Annotated in this window: 15 protein-coding genes; 13 read left to right on the top strand and 2 right to left on the bottom strand. The window is 36.9% G+C overall.

Annotated features, from left to right (window positions below):
* Nucleotides 1–13: 13 nt before the first annotated feature.
* The 5 genes from HP548_RS02760 to HP548_RS02740 all read left to right on the top strand — a co-directional run bounded on the left by HP548_RS02760 (nt 14) and on the right by HP548_RS02740 (nt 4,340).
* Nucleotides 14–1,555, top strand: coding sequence for an AAA family ATPase (locus tag HP548_RS02760; protein WP_175380823.1), 1,542 nt, complete (start codon nt 14–16; stop codon nt 1,553–1,555).
* Between the two features lie 20 nt (nt 1,556–1,575).
* Nucleotides 1,576–1,953 carry a DUF1257 domain-containing protein gene (locus HP548_RS02755; protein ID WP_175380822.1) on the top strand — a complete coding sequence of 126 codons (378 nt, stop codon included), beginning with the start codon at nt 1,576–1,578 and terminating at the stop codon, nt 1,951–1,953.
* 42 nt (nt 1,954–1,995) lie between these two features.
* Nucleotides 1,996–2,187, top strand: coding sequence for a DUF2997 domain-containing protein (locus HP548_RS02750; protein WP_217504596.1), 192 nt, complete (start codon nt 1,996–1,998; stop codon nt 2,185–2,187).
* Nucleotides 2,188–2,199: 12 nt separating this feature from the next.
* Nucleotides 2,200–2,766 (top strand): 4Fe-4S cluster-binding domain-containing protein, encoded by a 567-nt coding sequence (locus HP548_RS02745; protein ID WP_217504595.1) that lies wholly within the window; start codon nt 2,200–2,202, stop codon nt 2,764–2,766.
* Between the two features lie 77 nt (nt 2,767–2,843).
* Nucleotides 2,844–4,340 (top strand): DNA cytosine methyltransferase, encoded by a 1,497-nt coding sequence (locus tag HP548_RS02740; protein ID WP_175380821.1) that lies wholly within the window; start codon nt 2,844–2,846, stop codon nt 4,338–4,340.
* A 52-nt stretch (nt 4,341–4,392) separates the two neighbouring features.
* Here the strand turns inward: HP548_RS02740 and HP548_RS02735 are convergent, their stop codons facing one another.
* Entirely contained in the window at nt 4,393–5,667 is a 1,275-nt protein-coding gene (locus HP548_RS02735; protein ID WP_175380820.1) for a replication initiation protein, read from the bottom strand.
* 1,389 nt (nt 5,668–7,056) lie between these two features.
* On the opposite strand from HP548_RS02735, the gene HP548_RS02730 reads away from it, so the two are divergent.
* The 4 genes from HP548_RS02730 to HP548_RS02715 all read left to right on the top strand — a co-directional run bounded on the left by HP548_RS02730 (nt 7,057) and on the right by HP548_RS02715 (nt 13,155).
* Nucleotides 7,057–7,416: a LysM peptidoglycan-binding domain-containing protein gene (locus HP548_RS02730; RefSeq protein ID WP_175380819.1), complete on the top strand. Its 360-nt coding sequence runs from the start codon at nt 7,057–7,059 to the stop codon at nt 7,414–7,416.
* A 138-nt stretch (nt 7,417–7,554) separates the two neighbouring features.
* Nucleotides 7,555–8,586 carry a DUF6094 domain-containing protein gene (locus tag HP548_RS02725; RefSeq protein WP_175380818.1) on the top strand — a complete coding sequence of 344 codons (1,032 nt, stop codon included), beginning with the start codon at nt 7,555–7,557 and terminating at the stop codon, nt 8,584–8,586.
* Between the two features lie 34 nt (nt 8,587–8,620).
* Nucleotides 8,621–12,049 (top strand): hypothetical protein, encoded by a 3,429-nt coding sequence (locus tag HP548_RS02720; RefSeq protein ID WP_175380817.1) that lies wholly within the window; start codon nt 8,621–8,623, stop codon nt 12,047–12,049.
* A 425-nt stretch (nt 12,050–12,474) separates the two neighbouring features.
* Entirely contained in the window at nt 12,475–13,155 is a 681-nt protein-coding gene (locus tag HP548_RS02715) for a hypothetical protein (protein WP_175380816.1), read from the top strand.
* A 232-nt stretch (nt 13,156–13,387) separates the two neighbouring features.
* Here HP548_RS02715 and HP548_RS02710 read toward each other — a convergent pair whose 3' ends face one another.
* The gene (locus HP548_RS02710; protein WP_175380815.1) at nt 13,388–14,248 is read right to left on the bottom strand and encodes a hypothetical protein; all 861 of its coding nucleotides are present in this window, start codon (nt 14,246–14,248) and stop codon (nt 13,388–13,390) included.
* A 506-nt stretch (nt 14,249–14,754) separates the two neighbouring features.
* On the opposite strand from HP548_RS02710, the gene HP548_RS02705 reads away from it, so the two are divergent.
* The 4 genes from HP548_RS02705 (at nt 14,755) to dnaN (ending at nt 18,268) form a co-directional block, all read left to right on the top strand.
* Nucleotides 14,755–15,501 carry a hypothetical protein gene (locus tag HP548_RS02705; RefSeq protein WP_175380814.1) on the top strand — a complete coding sequence of 249 codons (747 nt, stop codon included), beginning with the start codon at nt 14,755–14,757 and terminating at the stop codon, nt 15,499–15,501.
* A gap of 118 nt (nt 15,502–15,619) precedes the next feature.
* Complete coding sequence (locus HP548_RS02700; RefSeq protein WP_175380813.1) at nt 15,620–16,054, top strand: hypothetical protein; 435 nt, start codon at nt 15,620–15,622, stop codon at nt 16,052–16,054.
* 358 nt (nt 16,055–16,412) lie between these two features.
* Entirely contained in the window at nt 16,413–17,024 is a 612-nt protein-coding gene (locus HP548_RS02695; protein ID WP_175380812.1) for a hypothetical protein, read from the top strand.
* A gap of 71 nt (nt 17,025–17,095) precedes the next feature.
* The gene (dnaN, locus tag HP548_RS02690; RefSeq protein WP_175380811.1) at nt 17,096–18,268 is read left to right on the top strand and encodes a DNA polymerase III subunit beta; all 1,173 of its coding nucleotides are present in this window, start codon (nt 17,096–17,098) and stop codon (nt 18,266–18,268) included.
* Nucleotides 18,269–18,316: the final 48 nt, after the last annotated feature.

Genomic DNA, 18,316 nt, shown 5'->3' with positions numbered 1-18,316 from the left:
AGAAATTATAAATATGACTACTCAAACAATCGGAAATTACATCAATGCATGTTATCCAGCGATCTGGATTAATACGTTCGAGGAAAATCGATGTATTAATGCTTTACATCATATTGCACGCGAAAGCGAGCTAGAAATGAAAGTATGGTCTTGCACCGAAGGTTATCTTGATTATACAAATTCTATGGATGATTCCGATTCAGGAATGACTACAGCCCAGGAAGCATTGGAACATATCACAGATGAGAATCAAAATCACAGTAATACAATCTTTGTACTCAAAAACTTCCACCATTACATGGATAACCCTTATATTCTACAGAAAATCAAGGATGCAATTCTCAGTTGCATTAACCCCACAAACTACATCATCTTCGTATCCCCGAAAACAGTAATACCAATTGAGGTAGAGAAAGATATTGCTGTAACCACATTTACTCCACTTGATATTGAAAAGATGGGCGAAGTGTTGGATCGTCTTACGAAACCGAAGGATATCGTTATTGATCCTGAGTATCGAACCCTCATTTTAAAAAACTCCCTTGGTTTAACAGAACAAGAAGCCGAAAATGTCTATTCACTCGCTTATACAATCCATCGCGAATATGGAGCAGATGCAGTAAAAACCATCCAGGAAGAGAAAGCAAACATCATAAAAAAAACAGGTATTTTAGAATTCATCCCTCCAAGTAACAATATTTCAGACATTGGAGGAGCTAATGAATTCAAGACATGGGCAAAGATCCGGAAGGAATCATTTTCTGAGGAAGCAAAGGCCTTTGGTGTCCAATCTCCAAAAGGAGTGTTGCTGTGTGGTGTCTCTGGTGGAGGTAAATCCGCTTCAGCTCGAGCGCTAGGTAATCTTTGGCAACTTCCCATTCTGAGATTCAACATTGGTAAGGTGTTTGGTTCATTTGTAGGCGAGTCTGAAGCTAACATGCAAACAGCCTTACGCACCTCAGAATCAATGAGCCCATGTATCCTCTGGATTGATGAGATCGAGAAAGCACTTGCAGGTTTAGGAAGTGATTCCTCTGGTAGTGGGGTAACATCTCGCGTATTCGGGGAGTTGTTAACTTGGATGCAAGAAAAAGAAAAGGATGTCTTCGTGCTAGCCACTGGCAATAATATCAATGCTCTGCCTCCGGAATTAATGAGGAAGGGTAGATTCGATGAGATATTCTGGTTCGACCTTCCTGATAATTCAGAACGAATAGAGATTCTATCTATTCATATTACCAAACGTGGCCGAGACCCCGAAGATTTTGACCTTTCACTAGTGTCTGAATCTACCGAAGGATTTGTAGGTGCAGAATTGGAACAGGTCATTATTGATGGTATAAGCCTGGCTTTTGCTGATCGTAAAGAACTGAGTACTTCTCATTTGATTACAGCAGCTGACCAGACGATACCGTTGTCGAGTCAGCGTAAAGAAGAAATTGATACTATGAGAACCTGGGCCAATAATAACGCTCGTAGTGCCTCAACCCCTATAAAAAAGAGCGTAAAAAGAATCACTAAATCAACTACTACAAGCAACAGAAGATTATCATAAATCACTTAGGAGGGACTTCTATGTCTCATACATCTCGTATTCAAACTCAAATTAAAAATATTAAAGCACTCGAACGTGCAGTGAAGGCATTAAAATTGCATCTCATTAAAAATGGGATGGTGCGTGCCTATAGTGAATCACAGCACTTTAAAGCCGATTACGTCATTCAATGTAAAGGCCCATATGATGTAGGTCTTGTTAAGGTTGATAAAATTTATGAGCTCCACACAGATTGGTGGGGTGGTCACGTTGAAAAAGAAATTGGTGAGAAGGGTGGTCGTCTGCTGCAGGAATATCAAATTGCAGTAACGGTCATGGTTGCTCAGTCAAAAGGGGATAACATTATCAGACAAACGTTACCAGATGGAACAATTAAATTAAGAATATCCCAAAAATAAATTCACTCAAAAATTATCGAAATAGATTAGGAGTTGAGCAATTTGAAAGAGGTCATAATGTTATTTAAAGCTGACGGTACAGTTATAGTAGAAGCCGTAGGCTATAACGGGGATGGTTGTGAAGCTGCTACAGAACCCTATGAAAAAGGTCTCGGTCATGTTAAGGAACGAACCTATAAAAAAGAATATCTAGGGAAAAACACTAGAAATCAAGCAATGATCAAAAACAAATAAGGAAGTGGACCAATGGATATTAGAATACATGAAATCACTCATCATTCCACAGTAAATGGACCAGGGGAGAGATCAGTTATACATTTTCAAGGCTGTAAATTTCAATGTCCTGGCTGTTTTAATCCGAGCACTCATTCATTAGCAGGAGGAAGAGATATTTCAATCAATGAGATTATTTCTTCTATTCCACCAACGATTAAAGACATTACCATAAGTGGTGGGGAACCATTTTTACAACCATTAGCATTAGTAACGCTTGCACATGCTTTAAAACACTTCGGATATTCAATCGTTGTATTTACTGGTTTTTATCTTGAGGAGATCGAGAAACTGAATTACGGGCCTCAAATTTTAGCACTCATTGATGTGTTAATCGATGGACGTTACGACGAACAAGCCTCATCCCTCATGGGTCTGCATGGCAGTGATAATCAAACGATTCATTTCCTTAGTGATCGGTATAATCTTACTGACTTCCAAAGCAGAGATGTTGAGATATTTATTTCTGTAGAGGGTGAAACACAGATTACCGGCTTCCCAGATGAGAATTTACTAAAAGCTTTCAGTACACATATCTAAATAACAACAAAAGGTAGAAATCAACTGATTTCTACCTTTTTTTATTTACTAATTTAAATCTCTGGAGGAACGATACAATGAATTTATCACATATATTAGATGGAGCAACTATGATACGCAATTATCGCACAAGCTCAAAACCAAGAAAGCATGGTGCGATTACACGACTATGGTTAGAAAAACCCGTATTACGTGCGGGTAGGTTCGTTGCTGGAGAAGGAATTATTGTTCAAACATTTGCTGACCATGTGCATATAAGAGCTGCCATGAAAATTGAAGTAGCGAGTCACATTGTGCATCATAAAAAAGGTGAGCCTATTTTAGACTTAGCAAATACGGACATAGATAAAGTATTAGGTATTGGTGTTAAGATTGATATCGTTGTCAAACCAGGCGAACTCTACGTATATCGTGAGATGACGTTCGAAATGAATTTTACGGGGCAGAGACCGGAATTCTGTAGTCACTCATTAAAAAAATATAGGTTGCTTTCGCTTTTCTGTGGTATTGGCGGATTAACGACGGCCTTCGTCAATACCGGCGCCTGTGAATCTGCTCTCGGCTTGGATATCGATGAAGTAGCCAATAATCCTTTCGATTGGGAAGGGAAAGGTAAAGATCCATCATATCGAGCATACTCAATAGAAACTTTTCAATTGAACTATCCGGATAGCTTAGTCTACTGGGGGGATTTAAAATCTATAAATAACCTCTACGTGCCAAAATGTGACATTGCCCTGATATCGGCCCCTTGTGTTGAATATAGCCTGTTAGGCGGGCGTATGGAGGGCCTCTTAGAGCATTTTGTTCCCCACATGGTAAGGGTACTTCGTCAAGCTGAGGTTAGAGCTATTTTCATTGAGAATGTACCAAAATATTTTAATTCTGACACGTATCATAGCTTTGTCTCTTTGCTACAGATGGACTTTCCATACGTGTATCATCAGAAGATCGATTCTTATGATTATGGAAGTATAGATCATCGAATAAGAGGATATTCTGTCTTATTATCAGACAAAAGTGAGTTCTCGTTTCCGGAGCCGATTAAGACACCAACATCTAGAAGGAAACGTTTGAAAGATTACCTAAGTAGCACGAAAGATCGTACGTGGAGTGACATTGAGGGTTCCACAATGGGATACTTCTACAATCAACACCATCAGCAGTACAGCGAAACTGGTTTTACTGCAGCTAAAAATAAAAAGCTGCTTGTAACCGAGAATGCAGTTGAAATCGCGTGCATCACGAAAGGGTATGGAAAGATACAGAGTAATCAATCCTATTTATTAGACAAGGACCAAAAGAGATTTTCAAAGTTCACACCACAAGAAATCTTGAACATATTAGGGTACCCTGGTTGGTTTAAATTTGTTGATGGTTGCTCTAACACACGGCAATACGAATTACTTGGCAACTCAGTGAATGTTAGACCCATTGAAGCCATTGCTTCGCGAGTAGTTACCGCATTAATGGAAATCGACATTCGACATCAATCGAAGTCAAGTTTCAAAGTTAAAGAAACATCGGTTTACGAAGTTAACGCGGATGGCCAGATTGCATTTATTATAAATTGATATAGAAAAGCCATCCAAGTAGTTTATGCTAGCTTGGATGGCTTTTTTTATTTTACTGAGACTGTTGAGCAAGACGTTTTAATTGTTGGTTTTCAATCTGAAGGAATACCGTTTTTCCATGATGATGGTACAGATCTTCTAGCACAAGAGGTCTGCATCTCATTTCTTCACGGTTTGACATATTCTGATCGATCGCGTTCCAAATATCTCGATAAAGTTCATCCAAAGCAACTTTCTCACTTTGAACTTTCTCTTTAATGATTTGCTCCGCATAGAAGACCAGCTGTGAAATTCTAGTATTTAAGTGAGTTGTAGATACTTTAGGATTTTCTTCTTCTTCATTACTATATTGTTGTTTGGAATCTGCATAGTTACCTTCAATCGCTTTAACGATATAACCAGCAATACTGCTTACTTCTTGATTTTGTTTCTTCTCGTATACATACTTTATGTTTTCCCGCACGTGCTCTTCACCATATTGACTGACTAGTTCAAGAGCAGTTTTCTTCTTCACTTCAAAGCGAGCTAAGAGGTCCATGATTGGCTCAGTAAGAATAACAGAATCACCATCGTTTAATACTTCACGTTCCGTCATTTTATGATTTTTGAAGATATGAAAGGTAATACTTACAACCCGAGTCCCAACCTTCTTCTCCTCAAGTTCAAAACGGATGTCTGTCTTATTAGCCAATTCTTTTTGAGCAGTGAGGATGACTCTGTTCTTAAGATGACTATAGCGGTCATATTGACCTTCCTCAACTTCCATGAAGTCCTTGAACTCCTGGATACTATTAAACTTTCTTTTTCCAAGTGGTAAGTATTGTTTGAGCAATTTGTATAGCTTGAGGGAGTGGCTGCTTCTCAGGTAAAGGATATTCCATAGTTTGAAATGAGTAAAGTTAGCCTTTAATTGTAGCAAATATGGTTTCAACTGTTCAGCAAATTCTAACTCAATTAAACCTTTGCCTTGAAAGTACCGAGCCGATGCAAGCCAATGTGCCTCAAGGACTGATCGAGTTGCTTTCTCTTCGATAACCACTTTCTTATCTTGTAATTGTCGTATAAGATCTCTTACTCTTTTATAGAAATTTTTGTCTTTGATATCTAGACGCTCTGCAATATCGCTGACCTTAAAGAAATGTGTTTTAAATTGAGTATCTTCTGGATGTATACGGGAAGCTAGGATATATATTAGACGTTCCTCATGTAGTGTTAGGTTAGTTTTGGCCTCTATCAATACGTTACTTTCTGTAACAATAAAATGATCCGAGATCGGATCAGGCTCAAATGAAAACTCAATCTGTTCATGATTGTCAGCTGGTAACACACGAACCCCTCCTGTAACCCTTGTCCATTTACTATATCGGATTAACCATAATCTATCTACTCCGTTTTGTGTGGCCGATTAAAACCAGCTTAGACAGGGAAAAACTCATTTATTGCCTGGTTTTGAACAACCACAGGATCATTAAAATTGGTAGTTCAACCAATTTATATGTTCAATTTTGTATAATTAATGTAAATCAACTCCATTTTGCTGAGATAAGGCTTCGGCCACATGAACCAGACTACATAATGTGGATGTACCATACACAATCTAGATCGGCCACACATAGCAGAGTAAACTTCATTTTTATTAAGGCTATGATATAGAGAAGGCCACACAAAGCAGAGCTAGATACGGTTATTAGTTAAAATTGAGTATTAAACTTGAATATTCGGCCACATAGACCAGACTTTATAACGTAAGGCCACACGAAACAGACAAAATGGCTTTGTAATTGTGTATAAACCCCACCAAAGACTCTGCTATGTGTGGCCTTCTTGGTTTAGTACGTCAGAAAGGCCACACATAGCAGAGTAAATTATCTCATACATATTCACTATTACAAGAAAGGCCACACCAAACAGAGTAAATGAAGGGAGTAGGACATTAAAAGCCACATGAACCAGAGTATTTTTGAAGATATCCACAGGAATCAAAGAATTGATCATTATCCGACTCCGTTTCTTGTGGCTGCTTATTCTGCATCATGTGGCTTTTGACTCTTGTTAGTGTGTCTATTCACAGTAAGTAAGTTGTGGCCGATTACATAGTTACGTGTGGCAGTTCACTCCGTTGCGTGTGGCCTTAGTACCCTAGAAAGCTAGATTATAAAAGAGAAATTTTCCCTCTAAAACAAGCTAACACAAGAGAAAACTAAATAATAAGAAATATATATAATTAAGGTGAAAACATACTACGAGCATAATAATCTCTAATTTTTAACTTATAACTTGAGAAGTATATATATTTGATGATAGAATAGTCGCATAGATTTACTTTTATTTCTCAATATACCTTCTTACGCAATATGTTATGTACATTTTAATATGATGATAACTAACTACCGTAATAACATGGATATACCTTATTCATTCATAACGGGTATAAATCTATATTGAGAGAGCGTACTCTACTAAAAATTTAAGAGCAAACGCTGATTAGGGATTAATGACACAAGACACTTCAGAAAGAGTATGTTAACTTTTTGATTTTCTTAGGCCTATCTCTTAAAGTATTAAAACCTTTTCACTCAAAATTTAAAAATTCATATTTGAATATCCAAGAGATGTATCAATCCTAAAAATGGAGATACTTCTCTTTTTTTATATATCCACAAAAAAAGCAGAGTCCCCCGGGCCCTGCTTTTTTCTATTTTAAGGAGGATTACCGATGAAAAAGAAAGCACTAAAATACGTTGCAATTACAATGATTAAATTGATTGAAACAGTTGAACTACTAGTCAAAATCTTTAGTCGTAAAGCACGAAGATCTAGCCGTTTAATTACATCAATCACTTATGTCTGTATTACCATCTTCGGAAGTGCTGCACTCTTTAATCAAACTATGGATACTCATTCAACAGATGAGTACATAACTTACATTGTTGAAAGTGGAGACACTTTATTCAACATCAGTAAAAAATACTACAATGGAGACCCACGAAAAGCAGTAGATCTGATCCAATCAACCAACAATATCCAGTCCAATATTCAACCAGGACAGATTCTGTTGGTTCCAATTAAAAAGTAAAATATCGTTTACTCTATAGCGGAGGTGAAATTAGATTCACGTTGATAAATAAAAAGAAATGAGACTCACAAATATAATAAATACTTAAGAGAGTTCACTTCAAGTGGACTCTTTTTATTTTAGGAGGAACATGCGATTATGGCTCGATTAGAAAGTGAAGCTAAGGGAGGATTCTATCCTACCCCCGTATCCGAAATGGAACTTATCCTGAAAAGGATAACGACTCAAACTCATGGAAATATCTCCATTCTTGACCCATGTGCAGGTACAGGCACCGCAATCAATCAAATGAAAAATCATTTTGATGATTCAGACAAAGTTTCCACTTATGGAATTGAGTTAGAAAAGTCTAGAGCTGCTGAAGCAAAAAATCATGTGGATCATTTTCTTGCATGTGGGTACGAAGACACTCGAATGAGTCATGATTCTTTTAGTCTACTATATTTAAACCCACCCTTTATGCAGATCAAATCGGAAAGAGCAGAGGTCCAGTTTTTTAGAAACCTTACTCAACCCAATAGTTACTTATCTGATTCAGCATTAGTAATACTTAACGTTCCACAATACACATTAAAAGATCTTGCTAAATTGATCTCTAGTCGTCTTGAAGAGGTTAGAGTGTATCGTTTTACGGATGAAAATTATGATACTTATAAACAAGTGATTATCTATGGTTATCGGAAAAAAACGAAAACCACTAACGAACAATTAGAGGACTATTTAATTAATCTTTCCTTTAGTGGCCCAGCATCAATACCTTCACTAGACACTCCAGATTGGAGCAACGTCTGTTATAAAGTAATCCCCCAAAACAAACCTACGCTTCTATTTACTAGTACTATAGTCTCCATAGAAGACATTCTACAATCTGAAAGTGAAATTCACTTTATGGACAAAGTATATTCGATGGTTGAAGATGTTCGGTTTCAAAATGACCACATCAGAAATCCAGCTATGCCCCTTAAAATTACGCATCAAGTTCAAGCAATACAATCTGGAGCTTTACCCGAATATATGGGTGATCATCTTTTAGTTGCTAAAGACGAATCACATCAAAGTAAAAGGGTCGAATATGATCCAGAGACTAGGAAAAGTAGGTTAATTGAAAACTTCACGCGAAAATCTATCATCCGTGTATTTAAATCGGACGGTCACATTGATCTAAAATAACAACTATGAACTTAGCAGAAAGTGAGATGTAAATATGACAACTTTACTTAATCAAATTGAGAAACTTATCAGAACGAATCCACAGAATACTTACAGACACAACATTTCAGCAATGCTCCGTAACATTGAGAAGTACATGGATATGGCCAGTAATGAAGTTTGGGAAATCATCCAAGATTATCTCATCGGTATTCATTCTCTCTCAGATTTATGTGAACTGAAAACAGGTTCATTAGGTTACCCGAATGTTGAAGAGTTCATAGCTATTTTACAATATGCTATGACCGATATTCGTATAATCAGATTTGAAGAGGAAGGTAAAACGCTTGAAGCTTACGTAAAAATGCTGATGCTTTCAAATGATCAGGTCACTGTTCTTGGGTTATCTATAGCCGGTACTCTAAGCGCATGCAGATCTATCCATGCTCTAATGTATTCGAAAAGTGAATTCACTATTACAAATTATTTTACTGGGGAGTCCAAAACATATAAAACTAACCGCGCCTACAGAAGAGTTGAAGAAATCCATAACAAAGTCTGTCATACATTTTTATTGCCTCGTTTATCTCTTGTACAAGATTACAACGAAGCATGTATGGAAGCTGATGCAAATAAACGTTCTCATCCAGATAAAATTATTATCTCAAGATCGGATAATATTGAAGAACTTGCTGGACAATTTATTGCCCAAAAATACAATCTACCAAAAACAAAAGATTGGGCTAATTTGTATCTATCATTACTACCAAAAGATAAATGGTACAATATTGACGTTATAAAAACGGATATGGCCAATGCAGATAACATATCGGCCATGCACCTTTCCTCACTAAAGGAAGAAGAAGTGCTTAATATTATAGATCAAGCCATAATTAATGGTACGTTAAATGTATTTTCATCTGACAGAACCAAGTTTGATCAATCAGCCATATTCACAGAAGGAATGACAACAGAGGATTATCTTAGAGAAAATGCTGAGTTTTTATCTTCTAAAATAGATCAATATCTCAAGCCTTTATACGACAATAAAACCTATAAAAAGTACTTGGGTATGACAAACCGAATTTGCTTACCAGCACAGGCTAGAGCAGTAATGGCAATGTTGTATATTCTAAAGCATGGATATTCCGCATTCCTTACCGCTGACATGGGTTGTGGTAAAACACAAATGGCTCTATCGCTCGCATATTCAATAAACCAAGAGAAAAAAGATAATGGAAGCCCTAAGGGTATTTCCGTTCTCATTACTGCTCCGGCAATCACTATTCCAAAGTGGGCAGGTGAAGAAATTCCAACAGTACTTGGATCTCAACATACGATTGTTAAAGTATTAAATTCTACAGAGGATGCACTAAACTACGTGAGAGATATCAAAAACGGAAAAAAGGTACCCAAAGGAATGATTGAGTTTGTTTTGGTATCCACTGACAGAATGAAATTAACAGCAAGCAAATTTATTAGCGGGGCTATCTGGAGTAATCGGAGAAAATATTGGTGCTGTCCGGATTGTTATCAACCGATAAAGTCTCCTAAAGGAAAAGACGGTGAAGCTGGAATCCTGGCTACATGGAAAGACCTCGTTGAATCTCCAAAACATCCCCCTGATTTAAATGACATTGATCAAGCTAGAGAACTTAGAATCCTCGGACCAAACGGGTTACCAAAAGCATTTGTCCAACGTTATACTCCACTGATTAGACAAATTTCCTGCACATGTCAGCTTAAATACTCCCAAATTAAAGATTCTGTGGACAAAAAGAAGAAACAGAAGAAACATTGTTCATTGGCACGACCAGCTCTTAAATCGAGAGGAGAAGATCGTTATAAATCTCGTTGGATGATAGCTGAAATTCTTCAAAAACACCTTCGGTCACACTTTTCATTAGGTATCTTTGATGAAATTCAGCAAATGAAAGCATCCAACAGCGGTCGAGGATTATCTTTTCATAAACTTCTTCGCAGCTGTAATAAAGCAATTTTCCTTACTGGAACATTAACAAGTGGCGTTTCATCATCAATTCAAGCAACACTTTGGCGATCAGAGCCCGGTCCTTTAATAGATGAGGGTTTTGAGCACACCACAACAAAAGAACTCTGGGCTCAAAAATATGGAGTCCTGGAAAGAGTAACTTATCTAGATAATAATGTTGAGGGTAATGCCGGTCGTACAACGAACCGGAGAGCAGAAAATGTCCAAATCAAAGAGAAACCAGGTATTGCTCCACAGCTAGTTGCCAAACATCTTTTGCATAAAGCAGTCTTTGTCGAACTTTCTGATTTAGGTCTTCCTCTTGTAAATCTACGAGAAGAGCCGGTAATCGTTAATATGGATGAAGAACATGCTCAAGCCTATAGAACATTTGAAATGGAACTCTTTGATACCTGTACCAAATTACAATCAGATCTTGGAAGTAAAGCATGGTCTGTCTATGCATCATCCTTATTGAATTATGCCGCTCAGCCAACAAAAGAAATGTGTATCGAGTTTTTAGATGACAATGGAGGCCGACTTGCGTATTTATCACCACGAACCTTTCCAGATGAATATCGTACTTCTGCCGAACGCGAATTGATTGAAACTGTTCGTAGGGAAGGAGCATTAGGACGAGGGTCTATCATATACACTCACTTCACTAATAAATTCAAAACAAACGAGCGTATTCAGAAAATACTATCCGAAGCCGGGATTGAGAGTGTGATCCTAGATAAGAACACGACAAGCAGTATGGGGAGGTTCGAGTGGCTAGAAGAACAGAAGAGGTTGAGAACTAAAGTACTCATTATGAATGCTTCGCTTGTACAGGTCGGGTTAGACCTTCTAGAATGGCCTAATTTGATGTTCTGGCAACTAAATGATGATATCAATGCTGTAAGACAGGCGGGTAGAAGAGCGTGGCGTATAGGGCAGACAAAAGAATGTACTGTACGTTATTTCGTCAATAAAGATACGCATCAAATGAAGCAGTTTGCCCATTTGATGAAAAAGAGAATTTCTGCACTTTTAGTCGAGGGCAGGATTGAGAGATCAGATAAAATAGCAGAATTTGGTAAGGATAACGAGTCAGCACTGACTCGAGATTTGGCTAGTAGTTTATCAGCAGCGGAGCTCACTGAAACATGGAAAAGCGCTGCTGAAAAAGATATGAATGAAAATCTGCAGCTGGTTTCTGAAGAGGAGTATCCTAAGGCTATAGCACAGGCGTTTAAAGTCCTCACACAAGAAACAAAACGTTTATGTGGCGTACCTGACATGGTTAATCCCTTGGATGAAACGGCCGTTATCACTGAAGCAATTGAAATTACTCCTGTTATACAGAAGAGGAGGGAGACTTTCACCCCTACACCTGAAGACAAAATAACCAAGATCGATTTACTAAACTACAAGCTCTCCACAACACCGATCCGAATTAAGTCTAAGTCCATGGGGGATGTAATTAAAGACCAATTGACTTTCGACTTTTAAGTGATAATGAGTTGTAATAATATTAAATCGGCTATGTGAACCGAGTAAGATATTATTAGTATGTAGTATTCTTGTCATTTGCTTTCTAAACTATAGTACTGTTACAAAAAATCAAAAAGGCATCTCATTTTTACTTTGAGGTGCCTTTTTGATTTACGTTTATACAACTTAATATTTTCCTAATTGGTTGATTATAACTTATCTCACTTGAATGTATATTTACCCATAATTGGTATCATTAATGTTAGCTACTTTTGCTTGTACAAACGAGTAATGATTGGCTATGCGTTATTTAGCAAGGCACTGATCATCTCTATTCCCTATTAATTTGTTTGTAGAAATCAGTAAAAACAGCTATACTACTAGTTGGTTAAAATTTCCTAAATTAATATGGGGGCTAAGAAATGGTGTTAAGGAAGAAATGGTTGACAATGCTGACGGTACTTACTACTGTACTAATTCTAGGGGCTTGTGGTACTAACAAAGATTCTGGGCAAACGGTTGAGGATTCAATATATGATAATCCACGAAATCATACAGCCGAAGATTTTATGCCATTAAGTGAAGCTTTAGAAAAATATCCTGTTTGGTTTGAAGCTGGAGTATATCCAACTAGAAATACTGCTGTTCATGACGTGTATGTTTTTGAAAACGGAAACGCAACACATTACTGGAACCTTAAAAGTCTTCCAATTGATGAATATGATGACCTTTCTGATGATGAAATAATTAAGTATGTAAAAGAAAATTCAACTGCGAAAGCTACAGGTAAATACATACTAGATATAACTTTAGATGAATTAGGACAATCTACTCAAGAGATAGAGGTTATTCTGGAGAATGGTAAAATTGAATATTATTATCCGAAGGGATCTAATCTAGATGGCGAGATATTAACAGAAGAAAAGACAATTACTATGGAGACTGATCACTTAGTGACCTTTGAACAAGGGTCGAATAGTCAAAAAATCTTCAATACAACCTATTCAGGTTTAGCATATAACAAGGATTTTAGTTTATTTACTCGTGTAGATGACTCGTTTGTTGGTTTTAAATTGGATGATCCAGACACAAAAAATGAAAAAGTGACGATCGAAGGGAAATAAAATAGGAAGCTGCTGTCTGTATTTACAGGCGGTAGCTTTTTCAAATTAATTGAACTCCATAATTAGTCCTACTTTTCATAAATCTCTTATTTTCCTTGTTCTTCTAATAAACATAACCGCTGCAACATCTAATTTTATGATAAACAAATACCCAATAAAATAGACCTTAACAACATATCTATCTTATTGGGTACATTTTACGTTTGTGCCGGTAGTTTTTTTGTCTTACAAATTATAAGGGCAATTCATATTGATGATCGTGATGATTGTTCTCAAGTTTCACGAGTTGACGAATATTGTACTTTATGCAATCAATGGAGTCCATCTCAGAAGGAGCGGCTATCTGAGGAGAATTGAGTGGTACTAGGCGGCGGAATCTCCTGCCTATATTAAATCCAGTAGAATCGGTAGAAATAAAAGGAAATTCATTTAGCAATACACTTGAGCCTCCAAGCCAATGGAATCCTTGTTGGTCCCCATATTTCGAAAATATCTCTTGAAACAGCTTTCTCTTGGCTGGTGTTGAATGCATAAACACCGTTCCTCCTATTCCAATTAACTGATGCTCACAAGAGTTTACTAACTTATCTAGCTCGTCCCATCCAAAACCTTGATGCCATACAGGATAGGGCGGGAATCCAACATTCGCACTTAAGTATTTCAGGTTACGTTTTGATTTTTCGATATTACTATCTTCGTCTAAATTGAAGTACCCCATTATATACTCTTTAATGCTGATCAGCAGCTCACAATATTGCTTGAGACATATATCATTTATCTTTTTGTCCGGATTTGATTTGTTTGCTTGCCGCATTACGCTGAAGCTTCCAGAATCAATAATCACATTCAATCCAATGTCTCTGCAGTGTCTAAGTGTTGCTAAGAGCTTATCACGCGATAGACCCCGAAGATAATAATTACTCATTAAAATAAACTTACCGCCCTGACTTTGGACGAGCAATCGATCTTTCGCAGAAAGTTCCATCCCCGAAAAATAGTATCTCACACCTTTAATAACTAACCTTAATGTTCGATTAGCGAGCCTAAGTATTCTGGACATATTTTTACTCAGAGCTGCATTCAATACAGCCATTAGATGTGAATTGAAGCTGTGAAACTGCTCTAAATCCTTTCTCGATACATTGCGATGGAATAGAACAAACGCGAGAGCCTGTTTAAATTTCAAACGGTTTAGTTTATGAATAGATTCAGTAGAATCTACTCGAAATATGATATCTGATGAAGTTATCCCAAGTATAGTGATAGTCCGGCATAGTCCCGTTTTAAACGAATGCTGACCAGTACGTATTGATTTTTTAAATGATCTCTCAATTTTCTTTGCTCTATCATAGAACGAGCTTTCCATGTATCGATGTTTCATAAATCCCCCTGAATAGATAAATTGTATATACAGAAGAGTATCATCCTTTATGTAAATGACAACTTTATTGTATTCAAAAGGTTGTTAAAACAAATTTAAATTACCTTTATATATGAGAAGGTAATTAAGACTTATCTAAGCGGAGGAATGACGCTACAGAGCAAGTCCCATTCTTTAATTACGTTTCTCTAATCTAATTTGAATAGGGGAATAATTATATGGCTACTAACTATGAATACAAACAAGTTGAAGGAGCACCACTTTCGGTTTTTTCTCCGTATGGTCCACGTATGAAGTATATCAAAACGAAACTCTCCAACATCAAAAGTGAAACGATCCTAAAACCGATGTCGCAGACTACATTTATGGGTATCAACGGCGGATTCTTCTACCCAGAGAATGATAACTACAATATTCCCCCGCTTGAGGGAAGATCTATCGCATACTCTTCTACGGATACCGGTAATGTCTCTGTAAGCTATGGTTCACCACTTAAAACCCGAACACTGCCAAAAAATTATTTACGGAACGGCTCATCCAATCAACTCTTTGCTCGTAAGACATTAGTAATCTATACAAGTGGAGGGACAACCAAGGCTGCATATATGTATGCCACAAACACAGCAGAGGTTTTTGCCCAGTATAGTAATGTTAAAACAATTATTGGAGGTAACAGTTTTACTTCTTCTGACTGGGGTATTGCTCAATTCAATGTACCTTTGCCAAGAACAGCGATCTCATGGAAAGGCGATGATGTATATCTCATTGCAACACCAGACGCTATCACCATCAATGATCTAAAAGCGTCTATTGAACACATTGGCTTAGATCCTGTTAATACCATTGTTCTTGATGGTTCAGGTTCGTCTGCTATTCGTGTACAAACTAACGGTTCGTGGAGCAACAGCTTTATTGGTGGAGATCGACATATTTATAATATGGTTCGTTTGATTAATGCAACTTAATATAATTGATGCAAGAAAGCCTCTACAAAATGTAGAGGCTTTTTCCAATAAAAGTATGATTTTAACGAAGAATCATATATAATAAAATGAATTGAAAAAAATAAGGTAGGTGCTTCATTTGAACAGTACTAGCCCAGGATTACAACATTTAGGTCGTTTTATCCTCTCCAATGTAATTACTGCATTAACCGCTGCTGTCTTGTACACCATTCTGATTTTTGCTGGACCACAAAGTGATGGTGGGATGGATAGTGCATTCACAACAGGCATATTCTATATATTCTTAATTAGCATTCCAGTTTTTTTACTTTCCATAGTAAGTACTTCGCTAATTGTGTGGGTGAGAGATCGATTGTTTAAGAGGAAAATAAATGGGATTGCCTTAATTCTAATGTATTTGTTGGTTGCCATCGCATTCAGTATTGTATTTTATTTCATCCACCAGTCGTTCTTTGAGACAAACGCGGTTTTGGGAGTATCAGCACTATTACCGCTTTTGGTTTTTGGTATTCTATACGAAAATTACATCATAAAAGCACCTAAAACATCATAAAGCTTTATTTTTTGTAGATTTTAAGGTAAAATGAACCTAATTTATGAAATCTACACTCTTCAATGTATCTGTGTTTATGTACTCAACAAATGAGATGATAAAATTACAGCGACATGATTGGACTGGTAAGCGTTATTTATCAGGATGAAGAAGAACATTGTGAACACTTTTAGTAAGTGAAGACAATATGAACTTGGCGAAACACAGGGAGTCATTCCTTATTAAAGCCATTGTTTAATCAACCGGTTACAGTCTTAAACTAACAACGAATTTAAACTTTTTGCATCCAAAACGCATGACATCGCTTTCGCGAAGTCGTGCGTTTTTTTTATTGCATAAAAATCCAAGGAGGCGTGTAATGTTGATACTTTTTAAAAGAAAGAAATTTGATTGGACATCGGTGACTAATGTAGTACCTGGAATGCCATCTCTTAAGATCACCTTTAATAAGGATAAGCAACAGGAATGTATCTATGTATCTTCTGAGAACAGTGTGAAACATGAGATTAGGAAAGCATGTTCTGCAGCCGATCAAAGCACTGAGGTAATCATTTGGAAAAGGGTAGGATTGGATATGAGCGATGCTTCATGGGACCGTTTATGCTTGGCCATTTATCAACCAAGCAAAGGTCACAAATTGAAGATCCTAATGCAACATGTACTTCAAGGTTTAAAAAAACGTAGCAATCTTTGGAAAGCTTCAGTCATTCGTAACCTTGAACTTGATTCATTCGACATGAAACTGATGTTCCAGGTCTGTATGAAAAAGTATGGCTACCCTATGGGTGTAGACACTTCAGGTTTGATCTCAGATAAATACGGCAAGTTAGTATATAAACAATCAACCCAGTATGGTTTGGTCATTCAAAGTAATTTGTATTGTGTTACTATTCACGAAATTATTAAACATATCGGCTTAACTGAGAGCATACAGCGTTTGCTTAAAGTTAAAGTTGAGATTCCAAAATAAAAAAGGCACGGTTACTTTTTTCAGTAACTTGAGCCTTTTTTGTTAGCCATAATTCGAAAGGATGTTCATAAATGAAAATTCAAATAAAAACTAAATTGTTGTTAGATGGGTTGGTCAAGGTAAAAGAAACATTAGATAAGTCCACAAAATTCCCGATTTGCACTATGATCAAGTTTCATGTCACAAAAAAAGGTCTTATATTAACCACGGATAATACGGTTAACTCAACGGAGCATATTATCAAAACTAAAGACCAGGAGTTAGAGGTTTTTGACATTGGATCAGTCATGATCCCTCCATTAATTATTGATATTATCAAAAAAATGGGATCAGGTGTCTGTATTACTGTCTCTGATCATCCGAACGAAGAAAGCACAGATCAGAGGCTTATCAACTTGCAATCCGTTGATACAAAGATAAAAACGGAGATCAATATGCAGGGTATTAGTGCTGTTGAATTTCCAAAATTCATCTCAAAAAAAGGGAAACCATTGCTGACGCTTGAATCATCGCATTTTATTGCAATACTAAGTAAAACCGTATTTGCAGCCAGTACTGATGAATCGACTCCAATTTTTACAGGAGTGCATATCAAGCAAAATGATGGTGAACTCATATTTTCCACAACAAACCGGCATCGATTAGCAAGAGCCAGCTATAAGACCGATTCACTTGTTGAGTTTGGCAATGGCATGGTCGTATCCGCTGAACCATTAAGCAAGATTTCTAAACTTATTAATAGCAACAAAGTAGATTTATATAATGTGGATAATCGTCTAATTATACAATCAGGTGATACGACATATACCACGACACTGCTGGAGGGAACCTATCCAAACATCGATAGGATCATACCCGTTAATGAGGATTATAAAGCAAGCTTCCTAATTCATCGTACGGAGCTACTCGCTTCCCTGGAGATGCAATTTATTCTAAAAGGGGATAGTAGTAAAGGCGGAATAACAATTATGAAGACCAATCCTGAAGGAAGTATCGAATTAACATCTGACGATACCTCTTTAGCTGCAGGTCGAGGAGAAATCTTCATCAACGAATTTTATGGTGATGAGATGTCCGTATCGATTAATACGAAATATTTCATTGAAGCTCTCAAAGCTTATCAGAGTAAGATGGTTAGGGTCGTGCTAACTGGAGATTTAGGCCCTATATTAATTAATCCGGAAGACTTAAATGGTGATGTACAGCTCATTCTGCCGTATAGAAGCAGTAAGCAAACAAAATAAGAAATGAACAAAAAAGGTGTTTCTGCTGAGTAATGCAGACACCTTTTT

This window comes from Paenibacillus taichungensis (genome assembly GCF_013359905.1).
In the GTDB taxonomy this organism is placed as follows: Bacteria; Bacillota; Bacilli; order Paenibacillales; family Paenibacillaceae; genus Paenibacillus; species Paenibacillus taichungensis.
This window is presented reverse-complemented; position numbering and strand designations above follow the sequence as displayed.

What these genes read in the sequence shown, in the direction of transcription:
- HP548_RS02760 (WP_175380823.1), top strand. Translation starts at nt 14, where the DNA reads ATGACTACTCAAACAATCGGAAATTACATCAATGCATGTTATCCAGCG.
- HP548_RS02755 (WP_175380822.1), top strand. Translation starts at nt 1,576, where the DNA reads ATGTCTCATACATCTCGTATTCAAACTCAAATTAAAAATATTAAAGCA.
- HP548_RS02745 (WP_217504595.1), top strand. Translation starts at nt 2,200, where the DNA reads ATGGATATTAGAATACATGAAATCACTCATCATTCCACAGTAAATGGA.
- HP548_RS02740 (WP_175380821.1), top strand. Translation starts at nt 2,844, where the DNA reads ATGAATTTATCACATATATTAGATGGAGCAACTATGATACGCAATTAT.
- HP548_RS02730 (WP_175380819.1), top strand. Translation starts at nt 7,057, where the DNA reads ATGAAAAAGAAAGCACTAAAATACGTTGCAATTACAATGATTAAATTG.
- HP548_RS02725 (WP_175380818.1), top strand. Translation starts at nt 7,555, where the DNA reads ATGGCTCGATTAGAAAGTGAAGCTAAGGGAGGATTCTATCCTACCCCC.
- HP548_RS02720 (WP_175380817.1), top strand. Translation starts at nt 8,621, where the DNA reads ATGACAACTTTACTTAATCAAATTGAGAAACTTATCAGAACGAATCCA.
- HP548_RS02710 (WP_175380815.1), bottom strand. Translation starts at nt 14,248, where the DNA reads ATGGCTGTATTGAATGCAGCTCTGAGTAAAAATATGTCCAGAATACTT.
- HP548_RS02705 (WP_175380814.1), top strand. Translation starts at nt 14,755, where the DNA reads ATGGCTACTAACTATGAATACAAACAAGTTGAAGGAGCACCACTTTCG.
- HP548_RS02695 (WP_175380812.1), top strand. Translation starts at nt 16,413, where the DNA reads ATGTTGATACTTTTTAAAAGAAAGAAATTTGATTGGACATCGGTGACT.
- dnaN (WP_175380811.1), top strand. Translation starts at nt 17,096, where the DNA reads ATGAAAATTCAAATAAAAACTAAATTGTTGTTAGATGGGTTGGTCAAG.